Below are 26,110 nucleotides of genomic sequence, written 5' to 3' on the forward strand. Positions count from 1 at the left end.
CGGATCGTTTTTAGTTGAGGCCGGGGATGAGGGTCAGGATGAGGTCGATGACCTTGATCCCGAGGAAGGGGATGATCAGCCCGCCCACACCAAACACGAGCAGGTTGTGGCCGAGCAGTTTCGCTGCCGCCTGGGGGCGATAGCGCACGCCGCGCAGGGCCAGCGGGATGAGCACGATGATGACCAGGGCGTTGAAGATCACCGCGGAGAGGATGGCCGATTCAGGGGAGTGCAGGCCCATGATGTTGAGCGCCGCAAGCCCGGGGAACGCGGCAACGAACATGGCGGGGATCACCGCGAAGTACTTCGCCACGTCGTTCGCGATCGAGAAAGTGGTGAGCGCGCCACGGGTGATGAGCAGCTGCTTACCGATCTCAACGATCTCGATCAGCTTGGTGGGGTCCGAGTCGAGGTCGACCATGTTGCCCGCCTCCTTGGCGGCGGAGGTGCCGGTGTTCATCGCGACACCCACGTCGGCCTGGGCGAGGGCCGGAGCATCGTTGGTGCCGTCACCGGTCATGGCGACGAGGTGGCCGCCCTCCTGTTCGCGACGGATCAGGGCGAGCTTGTCCTCCGGGGTGGCCTCGGCGAGGAAGTCGTCCACGCCCGCCTCGGCCGCGATGGCCTGGGCGGTGAGGCGGTTATCGCCGGTGATCATGACGGTGCGGATACCCATGGCCCGCAGCCGGGCGAAGCGCTCGGGCATGCCTGCCTTGACGATATCCGAGAGCCGGATCACGCCGAGCACCCGCGCCGGGTTCTCGGGGGTGTGGGTCGCGACCACCAGGGCGGTACCGCCCCCGGCGGAGACCTCATCGGCGATGGTGCGGGCATCGGCGGGTACGGTACCCCCATGGGACTCCACCCAGGCGAGGACCTCGTTGGTGGCACCCTTGACGATCTTTTCACCGTCGGGCAGCACAATCGCGCTCATCCGGGTCTTCGCCTGGAAGGGCACAAACTCGGCCTCGTCGGGGGCGGCGATGGCGCTCTGCTCGGGGAACCGCTCCTCGGCAAAGGTCACCACCGAGCGGCCCTCGGGGGTTTCGTCGGCGAGGGAGGAGAGCCGGGCGGCGCGGGCCAGGTCATCGGCGCTCACGCCGGTCACGGGCAGCAGGCCGGTGGTCTTGCGGTCACCCTCGGTGATCGTGCCGGTCTTGTCCAGCAGCAGGGTGCTGACGTCCCCGGCGGCCTCAACGGCGCGGCCCGAGCGGGCCAGCACGCCGCGCTGAACCAGGCGGTCCATCCCGGCGATACCGATCGCAGAGAGCAGCGCGCCGATCGTGGTGGGGATCAGACAGACCAGCAGCGCGGTCAGGACGATGAGCGACTGCCGGGCGCCGGAGAAGATCGCCAGCGGCTGCAGGTTCAGAATCACCAGCAGGAAGATGATGGTCAGCACGGCCAGCAGGATGTTCAGCGCGATCTCGTTGGGGGTCTTCTGCCGGGTGGCGCCCTCCACGAGCGCGATCATGCGGTCGAGGAAGGTCTCGCCGGGTTCGCTGGTGATCTGCACGATGATGGTGTCCGAGAGCACCCGGGTGCCGCCGGTCACGGCACAGCGGTCACCGCCGGACTCACGGATCACCGGGGCGGATTCACCGGTCACCGCGGACTCATCCACGGTGGCGGCACCCTCGATGACGTCGCCATCGCCGGGGATGACCTCTCCGGCCCGAACGCGCACCCGGTCATCGCGGCGCAGCGCGGTTGCGGGCACGATCTCGATGTGGCCGCCGGCGTCGAGACGCGCGGCGGTTGTGGTGGTGCGGGCGGCGCGCAGGGTGTCGGCCTGGGCCCGGCCGCGCCCCTCGGCCACGGCCTCGGCGAGGTTGGCGAAGACCACGGTGAGCCAGAGCCAGATGGCGATGCCCCAGGCGAACAGGCTCGGGCTGATGATCGCCATCACGGTGGTGAAGGCGGCACCCACCTCGACCAGGAACATGACCGGGGTTTTGATCATGATGCGCGGGTCGAGCTTGCGCAGGGCGGCGGGGATGGAGGACACCATCTGGCGGAGGCTGAACGCACCGCCGGAGGTGCGGGCGGTGGCCGCCGCGGACGGTTTGGCTGAGGTAGTGGTGGACGTGGACACGGTGCTCCCTAGAGGATCCGAGGTTGTTTCTGTGGTGGGGGTGGTCATTATCCGAGCGCCTCTGCGATCGGGCCGAGCGCGAGGGCCGGCAGAAAGGTCAGTGCGGACACCAGGAGTGCCACACCGGCCATGACGCCGATGAAGAGTGGACGGTGGGTGGGCAGGGTTCCGGCGGTATCCGGCACGCGGCGCTGCTCGGCAAACGAGCTGGCGAGGGCGAGCACCAGGATGATCGGGAGGAACCTGCCGATCAGCATCACGAGGCCGAGCATGACGTTCAGCACCGGTGTATTGGCGCTGAGCCCGGCGAACGCCGAACCGTTGTTATTGGCGGCCGAGACAAACGCATACAGCAGCTCGGTCAGGCCGTGTGGCCCGGTGGTGCTGAGTGAGGCGCGGACGCTGGGCAGCGAGAACGCGATCGCGGTCCCGATCAGGACGGTGGCCGGCATCACCAGGATGGCGAGCGAGGCGAGCTTCATCTGGCTCGGGCCGATCTTCTTTCCGAGGTATTCGGGGGTGCGTCCCACCATGAGGCCGGCAATAAAGACCGAGAGGATCGCGATCATCAGCATGCCGTACATGCCCGAGCCGACACCGCCGGGGGAGATCTCACCCAGAACCATGTTCAGGACGAGGAGGCCGCCACCCAGCGGGGTGAAGCTCGAGTGGGCGGCATCGGTCGCGCCGGTGGAGGTCATCGTGGTGCTCACCGCGAAGAGGTCGGAGCCGATCACGCCGAAGCGCAGCTCTTTTCCCTCCAGGGCGGCACCCGCGGCGTGCAGGGCTCCACTGGCGTTGACCAGCTCGGAGGCGACGACACCGACGAGGGAACCGATGTAGAGGATGCCCATGGCCGAGAGGATCGCGTAGCCGTGCTTCTTGCTGCCGATCATCACGCCGAAGGTGCGGGTCAGGGCCACCGGGATCAGGAGCATCAGGTACACCTGCAGCAGGTTGGTCCAGGCGCTCGGGTTCTCGAACGGGTGTGCGGCATTCGCGTTGAAGTAGCCGCCACCGTTGGTCCCCAGATTCTTGATGGCCTCCTGAGACGCCACCGTGCCACCGGGGATGTGCTGAACCGCGCCGCCCAGGGTGTGGACGGTGACCGGATCGGCGAGGTTCTGGATCACGCCACCGGCCAGCAGTACGATCGCGAAGACCGTGGACAGCGGCAGGAGGATCCGCACGCTTCCGCGCACGAGGTCCGTCCAGAAGTTGCCCAGCTGAGCCGTACCCGTGCGGGCGAGGCCACGGAACAGGGCCACCGCCACCGCAAGACCCACCGCGGCCGAGAGGAAGTTCTGTACCGCGAGGCCCACGGCCTGCACGGTCACGCCGACCGCGGCCTCACCGCTGTAGGACTGCCAGTTGGTGTTGGTCACAAACGAGACCGCGGTGTTCCACGCCTGATCCGGCGTCAGCCCGGTGTGCCCACCCGAGAAGGGCAGGAACGCCTGGGTGCGCACGATCAGGTACAGGAGCAGGAGCGAAACCAGCGTAAACCACAGCAGCGAGCGCAGGTAGGAGCGCCAACCCTGCTCGGCATCGGGGTTGATTCCGCCGAGGCGATAGATCGCGCGTTCGGCCCGCCAGTGCGAGGTCGTGGTGAACACCCGCGCCATATAGTCGCCCAGCGGGCGATAGCTGATCGCCAGGGCGGCAAACACGAGCAGGATCTGCAGGATCCCCGGGATAAGGGCGGCCATCAGAAACGCTCCGGGTGCAGCAGAGCAACGGTCAGATAGCCGAGGGCGAGGACAATCAGAACGAGTCCGGTAATGGAGTCGAGGCTCATAGCTTCTCGATTCCGCGGGCGGCCCAGGCACACAGCGCGCAGAACGCGAGGGTGAGGCCGATAAAGAGGATGTCTAACACGAGTATCTCCCGAGACGGAACCCCGTTCCCGAACCGTTCGGGCGGGGGTGCTTCTCTAGGTAACCGCGGGTTACCCCCGTGTATGGAGCGTCTTAACGCCGTCCTGACGCCCCACTGCGCTTTCTTAACGCGCTCTTAACGCGCACAAAAAACCGCCCCCGTCGGTGACGGAGGCGGTCTGTCGAACGGGTGTTCGAATACGTGTTCGAACGCGTTCTAGAGCAGCCGTGCGCGCAGCGCCTCGGGAGTCTCCGGAGACAGCAGCGCCGGCGCGATATCCAGCACCGAGTGTGCGCCGAACTGCCCGCGGGCACCGAGGCGCGCTGCCGCCCGGGCATACGCCACGAGCACGCTCGCGGTGAACTCCGGATTCGAAGCGAGCGTGAGCTGGTACTCGATCACCTGAGCCGTCCCGGGGGAGGACTCCCCGCTGCGGATCACAAACCCGCCGTGCGGCATCGCGCTGTGCTCCCGCGCGAACTCCTCGGCGGTAATCACGTTCACGGTGGTGTTGTACTCGTCGAAGTAGTGCGGCATGCTCACGATGGTCTCGCGAATCTCGTCCTCGTTTGCGCCCTCCTCCAGGACGATGAAGCACTCACGCGCGTGCTTGTCCCGCGTGGAGAGCGCGGGGCGCTCGCCGGAGCGCACGCGGGCAATGGCGTCCTCGGAGGGAATCGTGTACTGCACGCCCGCGGCCACTCCCGGTACGCGTCGGATGGCGTCCGAGTGTCCCTGGCTGAGCCCGCGACCCCAGAACGTGTGGGTGTCGCCCTCGGGCAGGATCGCCTCACCGTACAGGCGGTTGATCGAGAACAGGCCCGGATCCCAGCCCACCGAGATGATGGCGACGCGCTCGCCGGAGGCCGCGGCGTTCATCGCCTCGAAGTACTCGGGGACGCGGGCGTGGGTGTCGAAGCTGTCGACGGTGCTGAAGCGGGCGGCGAGCTCGGGGCCGTGGATCGGGAGGTCGTCCTTGGATCCGCCGCAGAGGATGAGGACGTCGATCTGGTCCTCGAGGCCGTCCAGGGCGTCAATACCGAAGACGCGGGTTTCGGGGCGCGCGGGCGTGAGGGTCGCGGGATCGCGCCGGGTGAAGACACCCACGAGTTCGAGGTCCGGGTTCAGCGCCAGTGAGGCCTCGACGCCGCGGCCGAGGTTGCCGTATCCGACGATGCCGACTCGAATGCGCTGTGTCATGCTGCTCCCTTACTGCGCCGTGGCGCTGCCAGATAAACGAAACCCCACACTAGCGCAGCGGCGGTTTCGGCGTGGCCGGGATGAACGCTCGTGCACCCCGGGCGGGTTTAGCATGGGGGTATGTCCGTAACTCCGGTGACCACTGACACCTTCGAATCCGTCCTCGAATCCAACCGCCTGGTCATTCTTGACCTGTGGGCGGCCTGGTGCGGCCCGTGTCTGGCCTTTGCCGATGTGTTTCGGGCATCCTCGGCGGCGCACCCCGATGTCTTTTACGGCTCGGTAGACACCGTGGCCGAGCCCGAGCTCGCCCAGAAACTGGGTGTGCGCTCGATCCCGACCACGCTGATCTACCGTTCCGGACACCTGGTATATTCGCGCGCCGATGTGCTGACCGCCGCCGATATCGACGGGGCTCTCATCGAGGTGCGGAATTCCGGCGCCTGCTAGCCGCGCTCGTTAGCCGCGCAGGACGGGCATGGCCGAGTCGGTGTCGAGGAGCGCGCGGGCGGCTGTTTCGACGCGGTTGATGCGCCACCAGACGAAGAACCCGATCAGCGTGAATGCGCCGTAGAACAGGTACATGAAGGCCGAGGCGTAGTATCCGGCGCTGACCAGTAGCGGCACGCCGACGGCATCCACCGCGACCCAGATCAGCCAGAACTCAACCCATCCGCGCGCCATGCCGTAGGTGGCGAGGAGTGAGCCCATGAAGATCCAGGCGTCGGCCCAGACGGGCTCGAATGATCCGAGTGCCCGGAAGACCGGGGTCAGGATGGCCGTACCGCCAATAAGCGCGACAACGAGAAAGATGCGCTGCTTTCCGGTCGCCCAGCGCGGGGAGATCGCGGTGGCCTGACCGCCGCGGTTCTGGTGCCAGCGAATCCATCCGTAAACGGCAACGATCAGGAACATGATCTGTCGGCCGGCCTGACCGAGCAGGTTCGTGGGGTTCGGCGTGTGGAATACCGCGCCGAGGAACACGGTGAGCAGAAGCAGGTTGCCGATGATGCCGACGGGCCAGGCCCAGGACTTTCGGCGCATGCCGCCGATCGCGCAGATCAGGCCGAAGACGTTGCCGACGATTTCGCGCCAGAGGATCGTTTGGGATCCGATGTGGAGCTGGGCGTCAAAGAGCCAGGTGATGATGTTCAATGGTTTTTCTCCTTCCGCGTGCGAAACTGCGGGGGAAATACCAAGGGATGTTAAACGTCAACAATCACCAAAGCGTGCTTCTCTCATCCAGACTCTCACTGTCGGTATCGGAATTTCACCGATTCGGCCCCACGGTTTCCCGTGGGGTTCGCGGACTATCACCGCCGGTTCGGAATTACACCGACCCCGGAGCACTCGTTCAGTCTAACGCGGGTGTTTGCCGAATTGTTCCCGGGTGACTCGGAGTGAAATCTGACGCGGGCTCGGCCTCTGCTAGGCGGCGGTGGGCGCGATGAGTTCGGGGCCGTTTCCGCGTACCGGGCCGACCCGATCGATGCGGAAGTCTTCGGCCCAGCGCGCGCCGGCTTCGGCGACGGTGCCGAGCAGGGCGGCGTCGCCGGCGACGGTGCTGTCGATCCAGGGGAGCCACAGATCGCGGGGGAGGAAGACGGGGTTGCGGTCGTGGATTTCGGCGAGACCCGGGGCGGTGGGCTGGGTCAGGATGGTGGCGGTGAGGTGCCAGCGGGCGGGGTCGTTCTCCGGAAGGGCGGGGTCCGGCCACCAGGAGTAGAGCCCGGCGAACGCGGTGATCTCTCCCGAGGCGGGCCGGATGAAGTAGGGCACCTTGACGCCGTTCTCGGTGTGCCACTCGAAGTATCCGGTGGCAAACACCACGGCTCGGTGGTGTTTGACGGCGTTTTTGAACGTGGGTTTTTCGGCGGCGGTTTCGATCCGGGCGTTGAATGTGGGGAATTTAGGGCGCAGCGTTTCTGACCAGCGGGGAACGAGCGACCAGGATGCGTTTTCGAAGCGGAGTTCGCGGTTCAGCTCGGGCCGGGTGGCTTCGAGCAGGACCGGGATGTCCTGTGTGGGGGCGATGTTCCAGGATGGCTGCCACGACGGACGCCAGTCGGCGGGTGCACGCCCCGTTTCCTCGACGAACTCAACAATCATGTCGTTGATCTCACCGTCCATCGCGAATCTTCCGCACATGATGATCTCCAGTCTGTTGGTGCCCGTTGCCTGTGATTTTAGCCCCGGCTGCGGGTGGCGTGGGAGACTGGACTCATGGACCCCACACACCGTTGCCCCTGCCTGAGTGGCCTCGCCTATGGTGAGTGCTGCGGTCGTGCCCATGCCGGAACCCCCGCGGCCACGGCCGAAGCCCTGATGCGTTCGCGCTTTTCGGCGTTTGCCGTGGGCGATGTGGACTACCTGCTGCACACCTGGCACCCGCACACCCGTCCAGGCTCGCTCGAGCTTGATCCCGACCTTCGCTGGTATCGCCTCGACATTGAGGGCACCAGTGCCGGCGGCCCCCTCGATCGTGTCGGCACCGTGGAGTTCACCGCCTACTACCGCTCCGCCGATGGCAAGGGCACCCAGCACGAACGCAGCCACTTCACCCGAGAAAATGGCCGCTGGTACTACCGCGACGCCGACCCCACCCACCCCTAACCCGCGCCCCGCACGCCCGGCCCTGGTGTGAGCCTCGTGCGCATGCCGGTTGTGTTGCCCGCTATCAATCCGGGTGGCCGCGTACGTGGTACCCGCCGTATCCGGTGAACGGATGGGGACTGTCAGAGGGTGGGGTCGATCTTTGATGGTCTTTTTGACTACTCAATGACTGCTCAAGATGCGGAGTTTCGCCGGGTAATCCTGGTCGGCGGCAAACCGTGACGGTGGCTTACCGTGACGGTGGCATGACGCGACGGCAGAGCCGGTTTGAATCGTCAACGGTGTGTCAAGACAGGTGCTCCTCAAGATAGGGCCGCCTGAAGTTGGGGCCGCCTCAAAAGACCCAGTTTGGTCCGGTTTTGTGTTTGTCTCGTTCCCTCGTATCGGTGAGCGGAGGCATGACGTTCAGAACGGGGGGCGTCGATTTACAAGCTGAATTTGAGGTATCAAAAAGTGCTCAAAGAGCTAAGTCAGTGGAGACCTGGTCGGGTTTTCCGTCAGCAGGTCTCGCGGGGATGGTCATGAGTGCTCATTGAGTAGTCATTTTGGGCAAGGTTTTCTGAGGGGGGGATTCTCGGGAGAATCCTGTTGGTTCCATTCCTCGACCGGGACCTGGACCGGGAACATGACCGGGACCGGGAACCGAAACCGGAACCGAAACGGGAACAGGAACCAAAACGGGAACCGGAAACGGAGCGGGAGTCGGCTGTCCGGGATGTCCCTGAAGCCTCGGTGTGGCGGGGGATGCGTCGTCGGGCGGATACGATCACGCAGATGGGGGATGTGCGGGAAGCGCGCGTGGAACTCGGGCTGTCGCAGTCCGAGGCTGCGCGGCGAGCGTCGGTGAGTGTGGCGACCTGGCGACGCTTTGAGGGCGATCCGGGCAGTGTGAGTGCGCGCACTCGGCACGCGTGTGAGCGGGTTTTGGGGCGGGGCGACGGGGTGCACCTGGATTCCCAATCGGATCCCCTCGGGCAGGAGATGTTTTCGATCCCGTGGGTGCAATCCCCATACTTCTCGCCACGGCAGGCGGCCGCGGTTGCGAGCGTTATGGACGACTGGACGCACCACGACCTCGACCAGTGGATCCGAATCCCGAACGCGAGCCCGCTACACACCATTCCGCCGTTTTCCGAGTTCGATATCCGCGTGATGATTACCATCGGCGAGAATCGGGCATACGCGGCAGCGGTGAGGGAACGCTGCCGACACCTCTCGGTCAGAATCCAGCGCGGAGGCCTCCCGTTTGGGTGCACCGGGCCGTATATCGACGAGCCGATTTTCGGGGCGACCGTGCTCCGTGCGCCAACAATTCCCCGAAACACACCAGAACTATTTGATGCGCTGCCCGAGGGGATCAATCGCACCGATGGCGCGGGCCAGCTGCGCGGAGACCACCGATGGGCACACCTGGACCGGGCATTCAGCGAACTCGCGGAAGAATCGGCCTGGGGGCAGAAACTCGGCTGTATTCCGTGGGATGCGCCCCTGCACCCGGACCACGCCGAGCTACCGGCCCTGCTCGCCGCGCATCACCCGCACACGTGGCTCGACGCGAGGCCGGATTCGATAGCGGATCACTAGGCGTCGCCCGTGATCTCCTCGCGGACGCGGCGAAGGTCTTCCATGAGGGAGCCGATCAGGATCCAGTGCAGCGGGTTTGGCTTGTGCACCGTAATCGGCGCGGTGAGGAGTGGCTCCTCCACCGGAACCGAGAGGTCGGGGTCGCGGCCGTCAATGATGCGAGCATCGGCGAGGAGGCGCAGATCGTGCGCCGCGCGCGAGAGTTCCTGGGCGATCGCGCGCACCGTGGGTTCGTCACCAAGGTCATCGTCATAGTGATCGTGGAACGCGCGGCTCATACCCACCACGCGGTTTGTGAGCGCGCTCAGGGTCTGAATCAGAGCCTTCGTTTCCATCAGGCGATCCCGATGATTGCTCCGCCGTGGATTCAGCGTTAGCGACTCCTCACCCAACCGAATCGCCGCGAGTGCCTTGTCTCGCATCGGACGAAGCAGCCGCGCCGAAATCATCAGCGAATCGAGCTGCGCGCGCGTCTGCTTTGCCGGCAGGGCCGCCGCCAACTCGTCCAGCTGCGCCGCCACGGCCTCGGCCAGCTGGGCGGCCTCACGCTGTGCCGGTGCCAGAATCACCGGTGGAACGATCGCCGCGTTGATCAGAAAACCAATCGCGACACCGATGAGGGTTTCCAGGATTCGATGCCACGCATAGTCCGGCGTCGCCGCCCCGATCGAAAGCACCAGCATTGCGCTAATCGGGATCTGATTCGACGAGCCCGGGGAGAGCCGGAACGCCCAGGCCACCATGATCGAGAGCACAATGGCCAGCAGGATCGCCCAGCTCTGCAGACCAAAAACCAGGTTCACCCCGGTCGCGATCAGCACCCCGCCAACAACGCCGATGCTGCGCTCGATCGCCTTACCGGCCGACTGGTGCAGGCTCGGCTGCACCACGAGCAGCGCACCCACCGCCGCAAACACCGGCATCTGTGAGGGCAATACTGCCGAGGCTACATACCAGGCGACCACCGTTGCAATCGACGTCTTGAGCGCCTGGAGCAGGGGGATGCGCGCACTCGTACGAATCAAAGAGGTCAGCCGCATGCTGTTTAGAGTAGCCGATGCCACCTGCGTGCTACCGGGGCGTGTCGCGAAGGTCGCGTCACCCCGCTCCTGATGCGCGGCCGGGGACTAGTCCGGCAGGTGCGCGTTCTTCAGCAGCGCGAGCAGGCCCGCGCCATCCGGAGCCGACAGGCGCAGCACGCCGTCGCTCTCGGTATCTTCGGCATCGTCGTGCCGACTACGGCCACCCGCAAGCACGGCCTCGCCGGTAGACATTCGGCGAATCGCAATCGCCCGTACCTGCCCGGGGTGAGCCTGAGAGAAGTCGCGATAGAGGTCCTCGTCATGCTGGCCGTCGTCGCCCACGAGCAGCCACCGAATGTTCGGGAACTCGCTCGCCAGACGATCAAGATTCTGCACCTTGTGGTCGCGTCCGCTGCGGAACCAGCGGTCCACGGTGGGGCCCCAGTCGGTTAGGAGCAGCGCTCCGGCCGGATAGAGGTTGCGCGACATGAAGCGATTCAGCGTTGGCGCAACGTTCCACGCACCCGTGGAGAGGTAGATGATGGGGGAGCCCGGCCGCGCGTGCACCATGCGATCCAGGAACACGGCCATACCCGGAACGGGGACCCGCGCGTGCTCATCCAAGACAAAGGTGTTCCACGCGGCCACGAGCGGACGCGGCAGCGCCGTGACCATGACCGTATCGTCCACATCGCAGATCACGCCAAAGCGTGCGGCGGGATCCACGATAAAAACGTCGGCGGGAACCGGGGCGGAACCCTCGGTGGCCAGGGTGATGCGCTGCCAGCCGGGAGCAAGCTCGGCGGGGATCACCGCGTCAATCAGACCGCCGCGATCGGCGCTCAGGCGGTGCTCAACGCCGGCTACCGTCACGATGACCTCGGCATCCACCACCGGAACGGTGATGAACGAGCGCCAGCCGCGAATGCGGCGCGAGGAGTTCTGCTCGAGGGTCTGCGGGTGCTCGGTGCCGCGGCTCAGCAGCACACGGCAGAGGACGCGCACCCAGGTGGTCGAACCATAACCGGTGTAGGGAACCACCGTTCCGCGCCAGCCACGCTTACGCCCGCGGCGTTCGCGCCAGGCCAGAATGGCGTCGTCAATTCTGGCGGCGCGATGAATGGTAGCCGAGACCATCGCGGAGGGGGAGTGACGTGCGGTGTCGTCATGGTCAGGCGTGGGCACGGACCAATTCTGTCATGCTTTGTCGTCCTCCGGTGCGTCGGTGCCGTCAATATGCGCAGCCTCGCGTCGCCCGATGAACTTTTTGATCAAGTAGACGGCCAGCAGGAACACGGCGATGATGCCCACAAAAATGTATCCGGCACCGTGCAGTTGATCGGCGAGCTGCCGATACGTTCCGGCGGCGGCGGAGGCCACACCCACGTAGGCGAGCGCCCAGATTACGCAGGCCGGGATGGTCCAGGCGAGGAAGCGACGGTAGGTCATCCGGCTCATTCCCACGGTCAGGGGAATGAGGGAGTGGAGGACAGGGAGGAAACGCGAGAGGAAAACGGCGATGCCACCGCGGCGATCGAGGTAGTTTTCGGCGCGCCGCCAATTGTCTTCGCCGATGCGGCGGCCGATCCAGCTGCGCCGAATGCGCGGGCCGAACGTGCGCCCGAGCCAGAAGCCGATGGACTCGCCAAGGAGAGCGCCAACGATGATCGCGAGGACCATGGACACGAATTCTACCGGCCCACTCACAGCCGTGGAGGCGACAATGACTATGGTGTCCCCGGGCACAATGAGTCCCACCAGCACGCTGGTTTCGAGCATCATCCCGATGCCCGCGAGAAGCGTGCGCAGTACCGGGTCAACGCTTTGGACGAGGTCGAGAAGTCCGCCGAGGAAATCGTTCACTCCCCTAATCTACGGCAGTTACCCCCGCTGTAGATGAATCCGTCACCCAATGAGGGGGAGCGGTGGCACCCATTTCGGGGATTGCGACACCGTGTCGGTTAATATGCGAAACGTGTGGTCAGACCACAGGGTCAAAACATGCTAGTGTGAGGGTCAACAAGACAGGTCTCACCACAGGAATTACCTCCCTGCACGGAGCTGACGGTCGCTTAGTCCACGTAGTCGTCTTGCGTAAACCAGGAGCGTTTGTGACATGAACGAAATTCTCGATCCGCTGATACTGTCCAGGTGGCAGTTCGGTCTCACCACCGTGTATCACTTCCTGTTTGTCCCCTTGACCATCGGTCTGGCAACCACCGTTGCCATCTTCCAGACCGCCTGGTACCGGACCGGCAAGGTGCACTACCTGCAGCTCACCCAGTTCTTCGGCAAGATCTTCATGATCAACTTCGCCATGGGCGTGGTCACCGGTATCGTGCAGGAGTTCCAGTTCGGTATGAACTGGTCCACCTACTCCCGCTTCGTGGGTGACGTCTTCGGTGCCCCGCTGGCGCTGGAGGGTCTGCTCGCGTTCTTCTTCGAGGCCACGTTCATCGGCGTCTGGATCTTCGGCTGGAATAAGCTCTCGCCGAAGCTCCACCTCGCCTCGATCTGGTGCGTCGCCTTCGCGACCGCCCTGTCTGCCTACTTCATCATCGCCGCCAACGCGTTCATGCAGAACCCGGTTGGCTACCAGATCAACGCCGAAAAGGGGCGCGCCGAGCTCACCAGCATTGGTGACCTGCTCACCAACCCGGTGGCCCTCGCCGCATTCCCGCACACCATCGCCGCGTGTTTCATGGTGAGTGCCGGTCTGATCGTCGCGGTTGCCGCCTACCACCTGTCGCGTAACCAGCACCTCGACACCATGCGTCCGGCCCTCAAGTTTGGTCTCTGGACCATGCTCGGTGCCGGTGCGGCCACGATGTTCTTCGGTGACCAGCTCTCGCTCGCCATGGTCGCGACCCAGCCGATGAAAATGGCCGCCGCCGAGGCGCTCTACAACACCGCCACCGGTGCTGACGCCTCGTTCTCGATCTTCACCTTCGGAACGCCGGACGGCCAGCACGAGCTGTTCTCCATCCGCGTGCCGTACCTGCTCTCGCTGCTGTCCACCCACTCGTTCGATGGAACGGTTGAGGGTATCCGCGAGCTCCAGGCCGCCTACTCGACCAAGTTCGGTCCGGGCACCTACTCGCCGACCATCTGGATCACCTACTGGGCGTTCCGTTGGATGATCGGTCTGGGCCTGTACCACATGCTCGTCGCCGCCGTCGGTCTGTTCGTCACCCGCAAGGGTCGCAGCCCCAAGCGCTGGGTCTGGCGTGTCGCCATCTGGTCCTTCCCGGCCTCGCTGCTCGCGATGTCCGTCGGATGGGTCTTCACCGAAATGGGTCGCCAGCCGTGGATCGTGTTTGGTCTGCTCAAGACCGAGGACGCCGTATCGCCCGAGCTCACCGGTGTGCAGGTATTGATCTCCCTGATCGGATTCACGATCGTCTACGGTGCTCTCGCCGTGGTGGAGTTCGGCCTCATCAAGAAGGCAGCCGTCGCCGGTCCCGCACCGGTGGAAACCGCAGATGACGGCTCGGACACCCCGGTGCCCACCGCGACGGTCTACTAGGTAAGGGAAACCATTATGGATCTTGCAGTTCTCTGGTTCTGGATCGTCGGTGCCCTGTTCATCGGCTACTTCATCCTCGACGGATTCGACTTCGGTGTCGGCATCTCGCTGCCCTTCCTCGGGAAGAAAGACTCTGAGCGTCGCGTTCTGATCAACACCATCGGCCCGGTATGGGATCTCAACGAGACCTGGGTCATCGTGGCCGGTGCGTGTCTGTTCGCGGCGTTCCCCGAGTGGTACGCCACACTGTTCGCCGGGTTCTACCTGCCGCTCTTCCTCATCCTGATTGCGCTGATTCTGCGCGGTGTCTCGTTCGAGTACCGCCACCAGCGCAAGCACGAGAGCTGGAAGCGCGCGTTCGACACCATGATCTTTGTCGGATCGGTTGTCCCGGCCCTGCTCTGGGGTGTCGCATTCGCAAACGTCGTTCGCGGTGTCCCGCTGAACGAGAAGTTCGACTACGTGGGTGGGTTCTGGAACCTCCTGAACCCCTACGCGCTGCTCGGCGGTATCACCACGCTGCTGCTGTTCTTCCTCAGCGGGCTGTACTTCATCCTGCTGAAGACCGACGGTGAGCTGCACGCTCGGGCCCAGAAGCTCGCGGTGAAGGTGGGCATCATCACCATCGTTGTCGCGGCCAGCTTCCTGGTCTGGACGATCATCATGTCCGAGTTCAAACTCGCCACGATCGTCTGCTCGGCCATCGCCGCGGTAGCGCTGATCGGTGCCGTTGCCCTCAACTACCTCCGCAAGGAGGGACTGAGCTTCGCCGCCGTCGCCGTGACCGTCGCCGCCGCCGTGCTGACCCTGTTCGTGACGCTGTTCCCGAACGTGATGCCCTCGACCATCGACCCGGCCACCAACAGCCTGACGATCGAGAACGCGTCCTCCTCGGCCTACACGCTCGAGTTCATGACCTGGGTTGCCGTGATCGCCCTGCCCCTGATCCTGCTCTACCAGGGCTGGACCTACTGGGTCTTCCGCAAGCGGATTACCCACGCGACGATCGAGGCCGCGGCCCACTAGGGTCCAATTCACGATGCGTCCGCTTGACCCCCGCCTGCTGCGCTATGCCCGTTCAATCCGCGTCTTCCTCGCGGCTCAGACACTGATTGGATTGGTCACGACCGCGTGTGTGATCGGCTTTGCCGCCGTTCTCACCCGGATCGTGACCGGGGCCCTGGATGGAGACTCGCTCTCTGTCCTCGGCCCGTGGCTCGGCGCGCTGGTGGGGGTCGCTGCGGTTCGCGCGCTCACCGTGTGGGCGAGCGAGACGCTCTCGATGCGCGCGGCCGGCCGGGTTAAGGCCGAGCTGCGCGGAAAGATCCTCGACGCCACGCGGAAGCTTGGTCCGAGCTGGCTGGCCCGTCGCGGGTCTATCAGCGTGGCCACGCTGTCCGGGCGCGGCATGGACGCCCTGGACGACTACTTCGCCAAGTACCTCCCGCAGCTGATCCTGACCGCCCTGGTCACCCCGATCCTCGTGGTGGTCATCTGGTGGCAGGACTGGGTGTCGGGCATCGTCGTGGTGGTCACCCTGCCGCTCATTCCGTTCTTCATGGCGCTGGTGGGCTGGGCCACCCAGTCGATCCAGCGCAACCAGTGGGACACCCTGGGGAAGCTTTCGCGCGGCTTTGTTGACCTTCTCGGTGGCCTCGCCACCCTCAAGATTTTTGGTCGCCAGCACCGCCAGGCCGACCGCATGCGCACCATTACCGCCGACTACCGTCGCGCCACCATGAAGGTGCTGCGCGTGACCTTCCTCTCCGGCTTTGTGCTGGAACTGGCGTCGAGCCTCGCCGTTGCGATCGTTGCGGTCGGGATCGGTCTGCGCCTGGTCGAGGGCAATATGGTCCTCTCCGTGGGACTCTTTGTACTGCTGCTGGCTCCGGAGGTATTCCTCCCGCTGCGCAACGTCGGCACCAACTTCCACGCCGCAGCCGAGGGTGTGACAGCCTCCGAGGACGCCTTCGAGATCCTCGATGCGGCTGCCGTGCTGCCGGAGGGTGCCGCTCGCGCGGTCTTGGCATCCGCCGACTCCGCGACGCCGGGCATCGCCTTCGTCGAGGTGCGCGCCCAGCACGAGGCGGACGCCCCGCTCGCGCACGCACCGTTGACCGCGACCGTTGCTCCCGGCACCCTGACCGTGCTTTCGGGCCCGAGCGGCGTGGGCAAGTCGAGCCTCGTGGGTGCACTGCTGGGATTCACCGACTACGTCGGTGAGATCACCCGGGACGGCGCTTCTCTCCGTGGCGTACCCGCGGGGGAGCGCGACTGGCTCGCCTGGTCGCCGCAGCGCCCGGGCCTCACCGCCGGCACCATCGCCGAAAACGTGACCCTGGGCGATGACGTTCCCGATCCGGAGACCCTGGCCTGGGCCCTCGAAACCGCCGCCGCGACCGATCTCGACCCCGCCCGCGACCTGGGTGTGGCCGGTGCCGGTCTCTCCGGCGGCCAGGCACAGCGGGTGGGCATCGCCCGAGCCCTGTACCGGCAGCGCCGCCGAAACTGCGCGGTGCTCATCCTGGATGAGCCGAGCTCGGCCCTGGACCACGCCACCGAGGACGTACTCGTCCAGAACCTGCGCGCCCTGGCCGCGACGGGTGTGAGCGTCCTGGTGTTGAGCCACCGTCAGGCCTTCCTCTCCGGGGCCGACGCCCGCATCTCCCTGACACCCGTATCCGTGTCCGCCGCCGAGACGATCGAGGTCGACGCATGAGCGACACCCTGAACCCCGCAGCCACCGCGACGACGTCGCCCACGCGCACCGCGGTGACCACCCGCGACGTGCTGCGGGCCGCCCGCCCGCGCGGAAAATACGCGACCGGTGGGCTCCTGGCCGCAATCGGATCGGCCCTCTCCACCGTGGCGCTGATGGCGTGCAGCGCGTACCTCATCACCCGGGCATCCGAGATGCCGCCGATCATGTACCTCAACATGGCGATCGTGGGCGTCCGCGCATTCGCCCTGGGCCGCGCATTCTTCCGCTACCTCGATCGCCTGTTCAGCCATGAGGCGGCCTTCCGGCAGCTCGAAACCGTCCGGGTCGGGCTGCTTGAACGCCTGCTCCCGATCGCCCCGGCCGGGCTCGCCCGCTCGCGTCGAGGAAGCCTGCTCTCCACGCTGGTCTCCGATGTGGACGAGATGCAGAACCTCGGTCTCCGTGTCATTCAGCCACTGCTGACCGCGCTGGGCGTCTCGATCGTCGCCGTCGTGGGTGTCGCGTTCCTCTCGCCGGGGGCCGCGCTCGGCCTCGCCCTCGCGCTCATCCTGACCTTCGCGCTGAGTGCCTGGGCGATCAGCGTGGTTGCCGCCCGGGCCGAGCGCTCGCTCGCCCCGCAGCGCGCCACGCTGCTCGATGCCCTGGTGGATTACCTCGGCGCGCTCGACGTGCTCGTGGCCTACGGGGCTGAACCAGCGGCACGCGCCCGGGTCGATGCCGCGGATCGGGCCCTCACGAACTCCCTGGTCAAGCGCGCCAGCGGCACGGGTATCGCCGCGGCCGCCATCGCACTCTTCACCGGTGTCGCGATTGCGATCGCGATGATCAGCGCTATTCCGGTGCTGCAGGAGGGTGGACTTTCGGGCCCGGGCCTCGCGGTTCTCGCACTCGTGCCCCTCGCCGTCTTTGAGGTGGTCGCGAACGTTCCGCTGGCCCTCGGTGCCTGGCGTCAGGTGCGCTCGAGCGCCGAGCGCATCGCGAACGCCACCGACGCCGAGCGTGTGGCCGATGTGCCCGCCGAGGTGGGGCTGACCGAGCTGGTGCCGGTGGCCGATGCCGACCTGCTGACGCTCTCGAACGTGGCCATCCGCCACCCCGGTGCCACCGAACCCGCGCTCCGCATCGATGCCCTCAGCATCGGCGCGGGCGAGAGCCTGCTGATCGAGGGGCCGAGCGGTGCGGGAAAGACCACCCTGGCCCACGCCCTGGTGCGCTTCATCGACTACAGCGGTTCGATTCGGCTGCAGGGGGTTGAGCTCAGCGATCTGCACCCCGATACCGTTCGTAACGAGATCGGGCTGTGTGAGCAGGTGCCCTACCTCTTTGACGAGGACATCCGCCAGAACCTCCTGTTTGCCCACGACACCGCCACCGATAGGGATCTCGAGGTGATCCTCGATCAGGTGGGCCTCGGCGACTGGATGCGCGAGCGCGGAGGCCTCTCGGCCCGGGTGGGGGAGCGCGGTGCGCTCGTCTCCGGCGGTCAGGCCCAGCGCCTCGCCCTTGCGCGAGCCCTGCTGCACGAGTTCCCCGTCATCGTGCTGGATGAGCCCACGGCGAGCGTGGAGGGAGACCTCGCGACCGCGCTGATCGCCGACCTCGTCAACGCGGCACGCGCCCACGGACGCACGGTAATCCTGATCTCCCACGCCGATGTGGCCGGTGACCTGTTCGACCGCCGACTCCGGATCGAGGCGGGTGCGCTGGTTTCGGCACGCTAGTGCCGGGTTCGGCGGCCCCGGCCGGGCTCGCTAAACTACGAGGGTGAACCTGCGTTATCGAGCCCGCGTGCTGCCGGAGTGGCGCGACCCCGCACGCGTGGCCGAGGGCCTCCTCGCCGAGGAGCGGTTCGGATTCTGGCTGGACGCCGGTGCCGGCGCGACCAGCGGCCCTACCTACCTCGGAATCGCGAGTACGGTCGCGACGGCGCATCGCCCCACGAACTCCGTGCTGGTGCACGCCGGCGATGCGGTGGCACAGACCCTGACGCCCGACGCCAGCCTGCCCGACCTTCACGCGGTGCTGGAATCCGTGCTCGAGGGCGCGGCCGTAACGGCCGCGGACGTGCCCGGATTTGGTGGCGGATGGATCGGATTCCTCGGATACGAGTATGGTGCAGAGCTGGTGGGGGCACCCGCGGCCGATTCCCGGCCCGCCGCGCTGCCGGATGCCGGCTGGATGCTGGCCGATCGCCTGCTCGCATTTGATCACGCGGCGCGCACCGTCACGCTGATTGAGCGCGAAGACCTGGCGGAGGATCCGCGCTGGGCCAGCCCGGTTGAGCGCTCCGTGGGGAACCCGCTCCTCGCCGGGCTCGGCGAGGAGCCTGCCGCTGAGTTGCCTGCCGCTGAGTTGCCCACCGCCGAGTCGAGCACCGCCCACTGGCGGCACAGCGCAGCCGAGTATCGCACCCTGGTGGAACGCTGCCGCACCCTCATCGCCGCGGGCGAGGCGTACCAGGTGTGCCTGACCAACGAGGTCACGGTCACCGGGGAGTTCGACTCGCTGGCGCTCTATCTTCGCCTGCGCGCGCTGAGCCCCACCGATCGCGGTGGCTACCTTCGATTCGGCGACTCAGCGCTGGTGTCCTCGAGCCCGGAGACCTTTCTCTCGGTGGACGATGCACGGGTCGTCACCACCCGTCCGGTGAAGGGTACGCGCCGCCGTGATGCCGACCCCGAGCGTGACGCCCTGCTGGCCGCCGAGGTGGTCGCGGATGAGAAGGAGCGCGCCGAGAACCTGATGATCGTGGACCTCATGCGCAACGACCTGGGCCGGGTGAGCGAACTCGGCTCGGTCACGGTCTCCGAACTGCACGTCGTGGAAACCTACGCCCAGGTGCACCAGCTGGTGTCCACCGTGCGGTCAGTGCTGCGCCCGGAGGTGGAGGTCGGTGACCTCCTGCGCGTCGCCTTCCCCGCGGGCTCGATGACCGGCGCACCGAAGCACCGCGCGATGCTGCACCTTGCCGCGCTGGAGCGCGGCCCGCGCGGTGCCTACGCGGGGGCGTTTGGTTATCGGGACGCGCGCGGCCCCCTCGAACTGTCGATGATTATCCGCAGCATTTTGGTGGAGCCGGGCGCTGCCCGAGTGGGTGCCGGGGGCGGGATCACCATCCTGTCGGACCCGGAGCGGGAGTATGCCGAATCGCTGTTGAAGGCCCGGGCGCTGCTGCGCGTGCTGGGCGTTGCCGAGCCCGCGTAGCGCAGGTGCCCGCTCGGTTCGCGCCGAGCCCGGTGCGCGGCACCCGAGAGACCCCAAGACGCGGTAACCTAGACGGATACGTGTTCTCTGCCGAGAGCCGTGTGTCCTTCACGTGAGTGGCTACCGAGCATCGCCCCGGGCCGCCCGAAATCGCTTGAGAATGAGAGTTTTGTGAGCACCAACGAGCCCAACATCGACGAGAAGTACGACTTCTCCGCCATCCAGGACCGCTGGCTGGGGATCTGGGACAAGCTTGCGCCGTTTAACACGGCCGACGTTCCCGCTGATGCACCGCGCAAGTACGTGCTGGACATGTTCCCGTACCCCTCGGGAGACCTTCACATGGGGCACGCCGAGGCCTTCGCGCTGGGCGACGTGCTCGCGCGCTACTGGCGCGGTCAGGGGTTCTCGGTGCTGCACCCCATCGGCTGGGACTCCTTCGGCCTGCCCGCGGAGAACGCTGCCATCAAGCGCGGTATCGACCCGCGCGAGTGGACCTACCAGAACATTGAGCAGCAGAAGACCTCCTTCCGCCGCTACGCGACTTCCTTCGACTGGAGCCGCGAGATTCACACGAGCGACCCCGAGTACTACCGCTGGAACCAGTGGCTGTTCCTCGAGATGTTCAACAAGGGCCTGGCCTACCGCAAGGACAGCCCGGTCAACTGGTGCCCCAACGACCAGACCGTGCTCGCCAATGAGCAGGTTGTGGACGGCCGCTGTGAGCGCTGTGGCGCACTGGTCACCAAGAAGAAGCTGAACCAGTGGTACTTCAAGATCACCGACTACGCGGACCGCCTGGTTGATGACCTGAGCCTCCTGGAGGAGGGCTGGCAGTCCAAGGTGCTGAGCATGCAGCGCAACTGGGTGGGCCGCTCGAACGGTGCCGACGTTACCTTCGAGATCGAGGGTCGTGCCGAGCCGATCACCGTGTACACCACGCGTCCGGACACCCTGTTCGGTGCCACCTTCATGGTGGTCGCGGCGGATGCCGACCTCGCCGCCGAGCTGGTGGCCGAGGCCGACGCCGAGACCCGAATGAAGTTCCAGGACTACCTGGAAGAGGTCAAGAAGGCCAACGACATCGAGCGCCAGGCCACCGACCGCGAGAAGACCGGTCTGTTCTCCGGCCGCTACGCGATCAACCCGGTTAACGGCGAGAAACTGCCGATCTGGATCTCCGACTACGTGCTGGCCGACTACGGTCACGGCGCGATCATGGCCGTGCCCGCGCACGACCAGCGTGACCTCGACTTCGCGAAGGCCTTCGACCTGCCCGTGCGCATCGTGGTCGAGACCGAGCCGGTTGACGGCGCGGATGCCGTGGTCGACCCGGCCGAGAGCGGCATCGCGCTGCCCGGCGCCGGCAAGATGATCAACTCGGGGAAGTTCGACGGCCTGACCAAGGCCGAGTCGATCCCCGCGATCATCGCCGACCTGGAGGAGCGCGGACTCGGTCACGCGTCCAAGAACTACCGCCTGCGCGACTGGCTAATCTCGCGTCAGCGCTACTGGGGCACCCCGATCCCGATCATCCACTGTGGTGACTGCGGCGAGGTTCCCGTGCCCGCCTCCGAGCTGCCGGTGCGGCTGCCGGAGAGCGAGGGCCTCGACCTGCAGGCCAAGGGCGCGAGCCCGCTGGGTGCCGCCGAAGACTGGGTAAACGTGCCCTGCCCGACCTGTGGCAAGCCTGCCAAGCGCGACTCGGACACCATGGACACCTTCGTGGACTCCTCCTGGTACTTCCTGCGCTTCCTGTCCGCCAACTCGGATGAGGTGGCCTTCGACGTCAACGAGGCGAAGAAGTGGGCACCGGTTGATCACTACGTGGGTGGTGTGGAGCACGCGATCCTGCACCTGCTCTACGCGCGCTTCATCACCAAGGTGCTGCACGACCTCGGCTACGTTGACTTCGTGGAGCCCTTCACCGCGCTGCTGAACCAGGGCATGGTGCTCATGGACGGCTCCAAGATGAGCAAGTCCAAGGGCAACCTGGTGGAGTTCGCCGGCGAGCTGGACGCCTACGGTGCCGACGCCCTGCGCGTGACCATGGCCTTCGCCAGCCCGCCCGAGGACGACATCGACTGGGCGGATGTCTCCCCGGCCGGTGCCGCCAAGTTCCTCGCCCGCGCCTGGCGCATCTCGAAGGACGTCACCACCCCGTCCGGCAGCATTGCCGATGACGGTGACCGTGCGCTGCGCCGCGAAACCCACCGTTTCCTGGCCGACGCCCCCGCGCTGATCGAGTCGTATAAGTTCAACGTGGTTGTCGCCCGCCTGATGGAGCTCACCAACGTGACCCGTCGCGCGATCGACTCGGGCCCCGGTGCCGGCGACCCCGCCGTACGCGAGGCCGCCGAGGTCCTGGCCACCGCCCTGAACATCTTCGCGCCGTTCGCGGCCGAGGACATGTGGTCCAACCTGGGCTTCCCTGCCCCGGTTGCACTGGTGCGCTGGAAGGATGCCGACCCGAGCCTGCTCGTGGCCGACTCCGTGACCGCGGTCTTCCAGGTCAACGGCAAGGTGCGCGACCGCGTGGACGTCGCACCGGACATCTCCGCCGCCGACCTCGAGGCCATCGCCCTCGCCTCCGACGGCGTCAAGCGCGCCATCGGTGAGGGCCAGATCGTCAAGGTCATCGTGCGCGAGCCCAAGCTCGTGAACATCGCGATCAAGGCGTAGTACTCGCTCATCACAACGGGGCGGTCTTCCTGCGGGGAGGCCGCCCCGTTGTGCACGCTCCACAACCCAATGAGCCTTCGTGCCTTTCCACAATCTCCCCGCCATCCGAGCACTCCGCCCTCGCCCCGCCTAGCGTAGATCTCATGACCGCTCCCTTCAATCCCCACCAAAATCCGCCCGACACCACGAGCTTCGGCACCGATCTGAAAACGGCCGAGGGCGTACCTCCCTCACGCGTCGGAGCTCTCCTCTTCCGCCTCCGAGAGCTCTGGTGGCGCCTTTCAGATACGCATCGCATTCTCCTCGCCATCGCGCTCGTCGTGGCACTGGCCAGCGGGGTATTCGTTCTTCGCTCACTCGACTCCGCTACGGCCGCGGCAGGAGACCCCGAGGTGGGTGCGCCGGTTCTGGAAGCGGAGTCAGAGTTACTGCGAGAGGGGCCAGGGTCGGAGACATCGACAGCGCCGTCTTCGGTGGTACCGAGCGGGGCCGAGCCCGAAGATGCGCTCATGGTGCACGTGGTTGGGGCGGTCTCGGCTCCGGGGCTTTATCGGATGGCCACTAACGCGCGTTTCGATGATGCCGTCAGGGTGGCGGGTGGCCCCCTTCCTGAGGCGAACATCGCCGCGGTCAATCTCGCTCGCAAGCTCGTTGACGGCGAGCAGCTGCGCGTACCCGCGATGGGGGAGCCCGTGGCTGGTCCCTCCGAAAACACCGGTGCGGCTGGAAACTCTGGTGCGGCTGGCGCGTTGGGGGGTGGCGATACGGCGGCCGGCGGCGCGGTACCTCAAAAGGTATCGCTGAACAACGCCACCGCGGTGCAGCTCGAAACCCTTCCGCGGGTAGGCCCCGCGCTGGCGGCACGCATCATCGAGTGGCGTTCGGAGAACGGGCCGTTCCGAAGCGTTGCCGATCTCGGTCGAGTTTCCGGGTTTGGTCCAAAAATGATGGCCTCACTGCGCGAGAAAGTGAGTCTGTGAGTGGGCACAAAACTTCGCGACCGGCCCGATTCGCGCGCCGAGCGAGTATCGGCGAGCGGAATCTCTGGGGCCTCCTCGACCCGGGGCGGCTCCCGGGGGCAACACGGCTTCTCCCCGCCCTGATCGCCGTGTGGGGTATCTGCCTCGCGCTACCGCTCGCCTCGGCCCGTACCGCCGAGTTAGTTGCGATCGGAATCTGCACGGTCGCGGTCCTCGCGATGGCGATCGGATGGGTGCGAGGCAGAAACCGCCTGCGACGAACGCGTGCCATGGGCGAGGTGAGCGCTCCTGAGGGGCGGGAGCTCGAGGCAGAAGATCTCGCGAGCGTGCGGCGCATCATCCGCACGGCTGTGGTCGCGACACTGGTCTTCGTCGCCCCGGCGAGTAGCCTCACGATCGCGGCCGAGGCGGCACACAGCGCATCGGATGCGCTCACCACCCTTCTATCGGAGCTCCCAGATGGCCGCAAGACGCTACCGCCCCGGGACGGCTACGCGGCAGCACCCGCGGGCGCTCCATCGTTCGCCCTCAACGTACGGACATCCGGGCGTCCTCGCACGCTCGCCCCGGGATTCTCCGGGGAACCTCGCTGGCTCGTGGCGGCGCGCACCGAGACCGTCCGAGGCGAACCGAGTGACGTCCCGGTTCTCCTGATCGCCGCAGACCTTGCTTCCGTCCGGCCCGGTACCGCGCTGGAGATCGACGCGACGGTGCGCCCCACGGATCCGGGCACCCGCGAGATCGCCTGGGTATCCGCCCGCTCACAGCGCGTGCTACCGGAGGCCGGCGAACGCACGCCCCTCGCACTCCTGACGGACGGCCTCGACGGGCTGCGTATCGGGCTCGTGCGTGCCGCGGCACCGCTGCCCGGCAGCTCCGGGACGCTCCTGCCTGGCCTCGCCATCGGAGAAACCTCGGAGCTACCGGAAGACCTCGACCAGGCGATGCGCGATACCGGGCTCACCCACCTGGTCGCGGTGTCCGGGGCAAACTGTGCGGTCGTAATCGCCGGAGCCTCCTGGCTCGCGGCGCTGCTCGGTGCCGGACGGCGCCTGCGCATCGCCATCGGACTGGGTGCACTCGGCGGCTTTGTGCTGCTCGTCGGTCCGGATCCGAGCGTCCTGCGCGCCGCCGTCATGGCCACCATCGTGCTCATCTTCCTGATTGGCGGCCGGCCTGGGCGAGGGTTCCCCGTGCTGTGCACGGCCGCCACCCTCCTGCTCCTCATCGATCCGGGTCTCGCCCGAGACTTTGGATTCGCGCTCTCCGTCGCGGCTACCGCCGGGATCCTGCTCCTCAGCGCGCCCCTCACAGCACTCCTTTCGCGGTGGCTCCCCGGCTGGCTGTCACTCGCGCTGGCGCTGCCGCTCGCCGCTCAGCTCGCCTGCGGTCCCATTCTCATCCTGCTGCGTCCGGAAATATCCCTGACCGCGATACCGGCAAACTTTCTGGCGGCACCGGCGGCCCCCATCGCCACGGTACTCGGGCTGCTCGCCTGTCTCGCCCAGGCACTCTGGCTGCCGGCGGGTATCGCATTCGCCTGGGTCGCCTGGCTGCCGACAGCGTGGATCATCGCGGTCGCGCGCACCCTCTCGGCGCTGCCCGGTACTCAGTTGCCCTGGCTTCCCGGTCTGGTTGGCGCGCTGTGTCTCCTGCTCGTCACGGCACTGCTGCTGGGACTGCTGCTCCACCGAGCCCGGCGGCTGCGCTGGGGAGTGTCCCTGGCCATGACGCTCGCCCTGGTGACGGCCATCGCGATCCTGCCCGGCCACCTCGCCCGTGCGGGAGTACCGCGGAGCTGGACCATTGCCGCCTGTGATGTCGGACAGGGAGATGCCATCCTGGTGCGCTCTTCGGGGAGGACCGCGCTGATCGATGCCGGTCCGGATCCCGAGGTCCTCGCGGGCTGCCTGTCCCTCCTCGGGGTGTCCCGCATCGACCTGTTTGTGCTCACCCACTTCGATGCCGACCACGCCGGTGGCATCTCAGCGATTGCCGGACGCGTGGACACCGCCCTCATCGCGGCACCGCGCACACCGGGAAACGTCGAGACGGCGAGATCCCTCGGGGCCGGGACGACGGTCGCCCGCGAGGGGGATTCCGGCACCCTCGGCACCCTGCGCTGGAACGTGTTCTGGCCTCCGGCACCGCGCGCGGTACCCGCGAAGCAGAACGGTGCCGGGCACACATCCGGTGATCTGCCCGGCCTCGATATGAGCCCGAACGATGCCGGCGTGGTGTGGGGGTTTCGCGGCGAGGGCATGAGCGCGGTATTTCTCGCCGACCTGGGAGCGGGCGCCCAATCGATGCTCCTCCCCGTGCTCACCGAGTGGGGTCTGGCCCCGGGAACGGACATCGTCAAGGTGGCCCACCACGGCAGCGCCGATCAGGATCCCGAGCTCTACCGCGCCATTCGCCCGCGATTCGCGCTGATTTCGGTGGGCGCCCGCAACGGCTACGGACACCCGCGACGCGAGATCATCGAGGTCCTTGCCCGCGGCAACGTACGAACGGGCCGCACCGATATCGACGGCACGGTACTGATCCTGAACACCCCCGATGGGCCACGGCTCTCGTACGTCGGAATGGAACGCGGAAAGTGAC

Annotated in this window: 20 protein-coding genes and 1 riboswitch; of the genes, 11 read left to right on the plus strand and 9 right to left on the minus strand. The window is 66.5% G+C overall.

The annotated features are described in order from the left end of the window. Nucleotides 1-10: 10 nt before the first annotated feature. The 4 genes from kdpB to D9V32_RS04155 form a co-directional block, all read right to left on the minus strand. On the minus strand, nucleotides 11-2,143 hold the full coding sequence (kdpB, locus tag D9V32_RS04140; RefSeq protein ID WP_121647646.1) for a potassium-transporting ATPase subunit KdpB: 2,133 nt from the start codon (nucleotides 2,141-2,143) through the stop codon (nucleotides 11-13). Continuing rightward, nucleotides 2,143-3,804 (minus strand): potassium-transporting ATPase subunit KdpA, encoded by a 1,662-nt coding sequence (kdpA, locus tag D9V32_RS04145; protein WP_121647647.1) that lies wholly within the window; start codon nucleotides 3,802-3,804, stop codon nucleotides 2,143-2,145. Before kdpA ends, kdpB begins: the two co-directional genes overlap by 1 nt. Next, on the minus strand, nucleotides 3,804-3,893 hold the full coding sequence (gene kdpF / locus D9V32_RS04150) for a K(+)-transporting ATPase subunit F (protein ID WP_121647648.1): 90 nt from the start codon (nucleotides 3,891-3,893) through the stop codon (nucleotides 3,804-3,806). Before kdpF ends, kdpA begins: the two co-directional genes overlap by 1 nt. 296 nt (nucleotides 3,894-4,189) lie before the next feature. Next, complete coding sequence (locus D9V32_RS04155; RefSeq protein WP_121647649.1) at nucleotides 4,190-5,173, minus strand: diaminopimelate dehydrogenase; 984 nt, start codon at nucleotides 5,171-5,173, stop codon at nucleotides 4,190-4,192. A 120-nt stretch (nucleotides 5,174-5,293) separates the two neighbouring features. On the opposite strand from D9V32_RS04155, the gene D9V32_RS04160 reads away from it, so the two are divergent. Continuing rightward, nucleotides 5,294-5,623 carry a thioredoxin family protein gene (locus D9V32_RS04160; RefSeq protein ID WP_121647650.1) on the plus strand — a complete coding sequence of 110 codons (330 nt, stop codon included), beginning with the start codon at nucleotides 5,294-5,296 and terminating at the stop codon, nucleotides 5,621-5,623. A gap of 9 nt (nucleotides 5,624-5,632) precedes the next feature. Here the strand turns inward: D9V32_RS04160 and pnuC are convergent, their stop codons facing one another. Further along, nucleotides 5,633-6,328: a nicotinamide riboside transporter PnuC gene (gene pnuC, locus D9V32_RS04165; protein WP_121647651.1), complete on the minus strand. Its 696-nt coding sequence runs from the start codon at nucleotides 6,326-6,328 to the stop codon at nucleotides 5,633-5,635. A gap of 70 nt (nucleotides 6,329-6,398) precedes the next feature. After that, nucleotides 6,399-6,527: riboswitch (FMN riboswitch) on the minus strand. Nucleotides 6,528-6,601: 74 nt separating this feature from the next. After that, nucleotides 6,602-7,321: an SOS response-associated peptidase gene (locus D9V32_RS04170; RefSeq protein WP_121647652.1), complete on the minus strand. Its 720-nt coding sequence runs from the start codon at nucleotides 7,319-7,321 to the stop codon at nucleotides 6,602-6,604. Nucleotides 7,322-7,396: 75 nt separating this feature from the next. On the opposite strand from D9V32_RS04170, the gene D9V32_RS04175 reads away from it, so the two are divergent. Then, nucleotides 7,397-7,786 (plus strand): YchJ family protein, encoded by a 390-nt coding sequence (locus tag D9V32_RS04175; RefSeq protein WP_121647653.1) that lies wholly within the window; start codon nucleotides 7,397-7,399, stop codon nucleotides 7,784-7,786. Between the two features lie 588 nt (nucleotides 7,787-8,374). Then, the gene (locus D9V32_RS16180; RefSeq protein WP_183086172.1) at nucleotides 8,375-9,370 is read left to right on the plus strand and encodes a helix-turn-helix domain-containing protein; all 996 of its coding nucleotides are present in this window, start codon (nucleotides 8,375-8,377) and stop codon (nucleotides 9,368-9,370) included. Here the strand turns inward: D9V32_RS16180 and D9V32_RS04185 are convergent. From D9V32_RS04185 to D9V32_RS04195, 3 genes are all read right to left on the minus strand, one after another. After that, on the minus strand, nucleotides 9,367-10,410 hold the full coding sequence (locus D9V32_RS04185; protein ID WP_121647655.1) for an FUSC family protein: 1,044 nt from the start codon (nucleotides 10,408-10,410) through the stop codon (nucleotides 9,367-9,369). The two genes, D9V32_RS16180 and D9V32_RS04185, sit on opposite strands and share 4 nt — an antisense overlap. Before the next feature lie 87 nt (nucleotides 10,411-10,497). Continuing rightward, entirely contained in the window at nucleotides 10,498-11,529 is a 1,032-nt protein-coding gene (locus D9V32_RS04190; RefSeq protein WP_121647876.1) for an App1 family protein phosphatidate phosphatase, read from the minus strand. A 60-nt stretch (nucleotides 11,530-11,589) separates the two neighbouring features. Further along, nucleotides 11,590-12,255 carry a DedA family protein gene (locus D9V32_RS04195; protein WP_121647656.1) on the minus strand — a complete coding sequence of 222 codons (666 nt, stop codon included), beginning with the start codon at nucleotides 12,253-12,255 and terminating at the stop codon, nucleotides 11,590-11,592. A 253-nt stretch (nucleotides 12,256-12,508) separates the two neighbouring features. Between D9V32_RS04195 and D9V32_RS04200 the strand changes: the two genes are divergently transcribed. From D9V32_RS04200 to D9V32_RS04235, 8 genes are all read left to right on the plus strand, one after another. After that, the gene (locus D9V32_RS04200; RefSeq protein ID WP_121647657.1) at nucleotides 12,509-13,918 is read left to right on the plus strand and encodes a cytochrome ubiquinol oxidase subunit I; all 1,410 of its coding nucleotides are present in this window, start codon (nucleotides 12,509-12,511) and stop codon (nucleotides 13,916-13,918) included. A gap of 15 nt (nucleotides 13,919-13,933) precedes the next feature. After that, on the plus strand, nucleotides 13,934-14,944 hold the full coding sequence (gene cydB, locus D9V32_RS04205) for a cytochrome d ubiquinol oxidase subunit II (protein WP_121647658.1): 1,011 nt from the start codon (nucleotides 13,934-13,936) through the stop codon (nucleotides 14,942-14,944). Between the two features lie 13 nt (nucleotides 14,945-14,957). Further along, nucleotides 14,958-16,637 carry a thiol reductant ABC exporter subunit CydD gene (gene cydD, locus D9V32_RS04210; protein ID WP_121647659.1) on the plus strand — a complete coding sequence of 560 codons (1,680 nt, stop codon included), beginning with the start codon at nucleotides 14,958-14,960 and terminating at the stop codon, nucleotides 16,635-16,637. Then, a complete protein-coding gene (gene cydC / locus D9V32_RS04215) occupies nucleotides 16,634-18,361 on the plus strand; it encodes a thiol reductant ABC exporter subunit CydC (protein WP_121647660.1) in 1,728 nt (575 codons plus the stop codon). Before cydD ends, cydC begins: the two co-directional genes overlap by 4 nt. Nucleotides 18,362-18,404: 43 nt before the next feature. Continuing rightward, entirely contained in the window at nucleotides 18,405-19,844 is a 1,440-nt protein-coding gene (locus tag D9V32_RS04220; protein WP_121647661.1) for an anthranilate synthase component I family protein, read from the plus strand. Between the two features lie 171 nt (nucleotides 19,845-20,015). Continuing rightward, nucleotides 20,016-22,526: a leucine--tRNA ligase gene (leuS, locus tag D9V32_RS04225; protein ID WP_121647662.1), complete on the plus strand. Its 2,511-nt coding sequence runs from the start codon at nucleotides 20,016-20,018 to the stop codon at nucleotides 22,524-22,526. Nucleotides 22,527-22,669: 143 nt separating this feature from the next. Further along, nucleotides 22,670-23,506: a ComEA family DNA-binding protein gene (locus D9V32_RS16435; RefSeq protein WP_121647663.1), complete on the plus strand. Its 837-nt coding sequence runs from the start codon at nucleotides 22,670-22,672 to the stop codon at nucleotides 23,504-23,506. Beyond that, on the plus strand, nucleotides 23,503-26,109 hold the full coding sequence (locus D9V32_RS04235) for a ComEC/Rec2 family competence protein (protein ID WP_121647664.1): 2,607 nt from the start codon (nucleotides 23,503-23,505) through the stop codon (nucleotides 26,107-26,109). The genes D9V32_RS16435 and D9V32_RS04235 overlap by 4 nt, the downstream gene beginning before the upstream one ends. The last annotated feature ends 1 nt before the right edge of the window (nucleotide 26,110 follow it).

The sequence above is a fragment of the Mycetocola tolaasinivorans genome (genome assembly GCF_003667565.1).
GTDB classification, from domain to species: domain Bacteria; phylum Actinomycetota; class Actinomycetes; order Actinomycetales; family Microbacteriaceae; genus Mycetocola; species Mycetocola tolaasinivorans.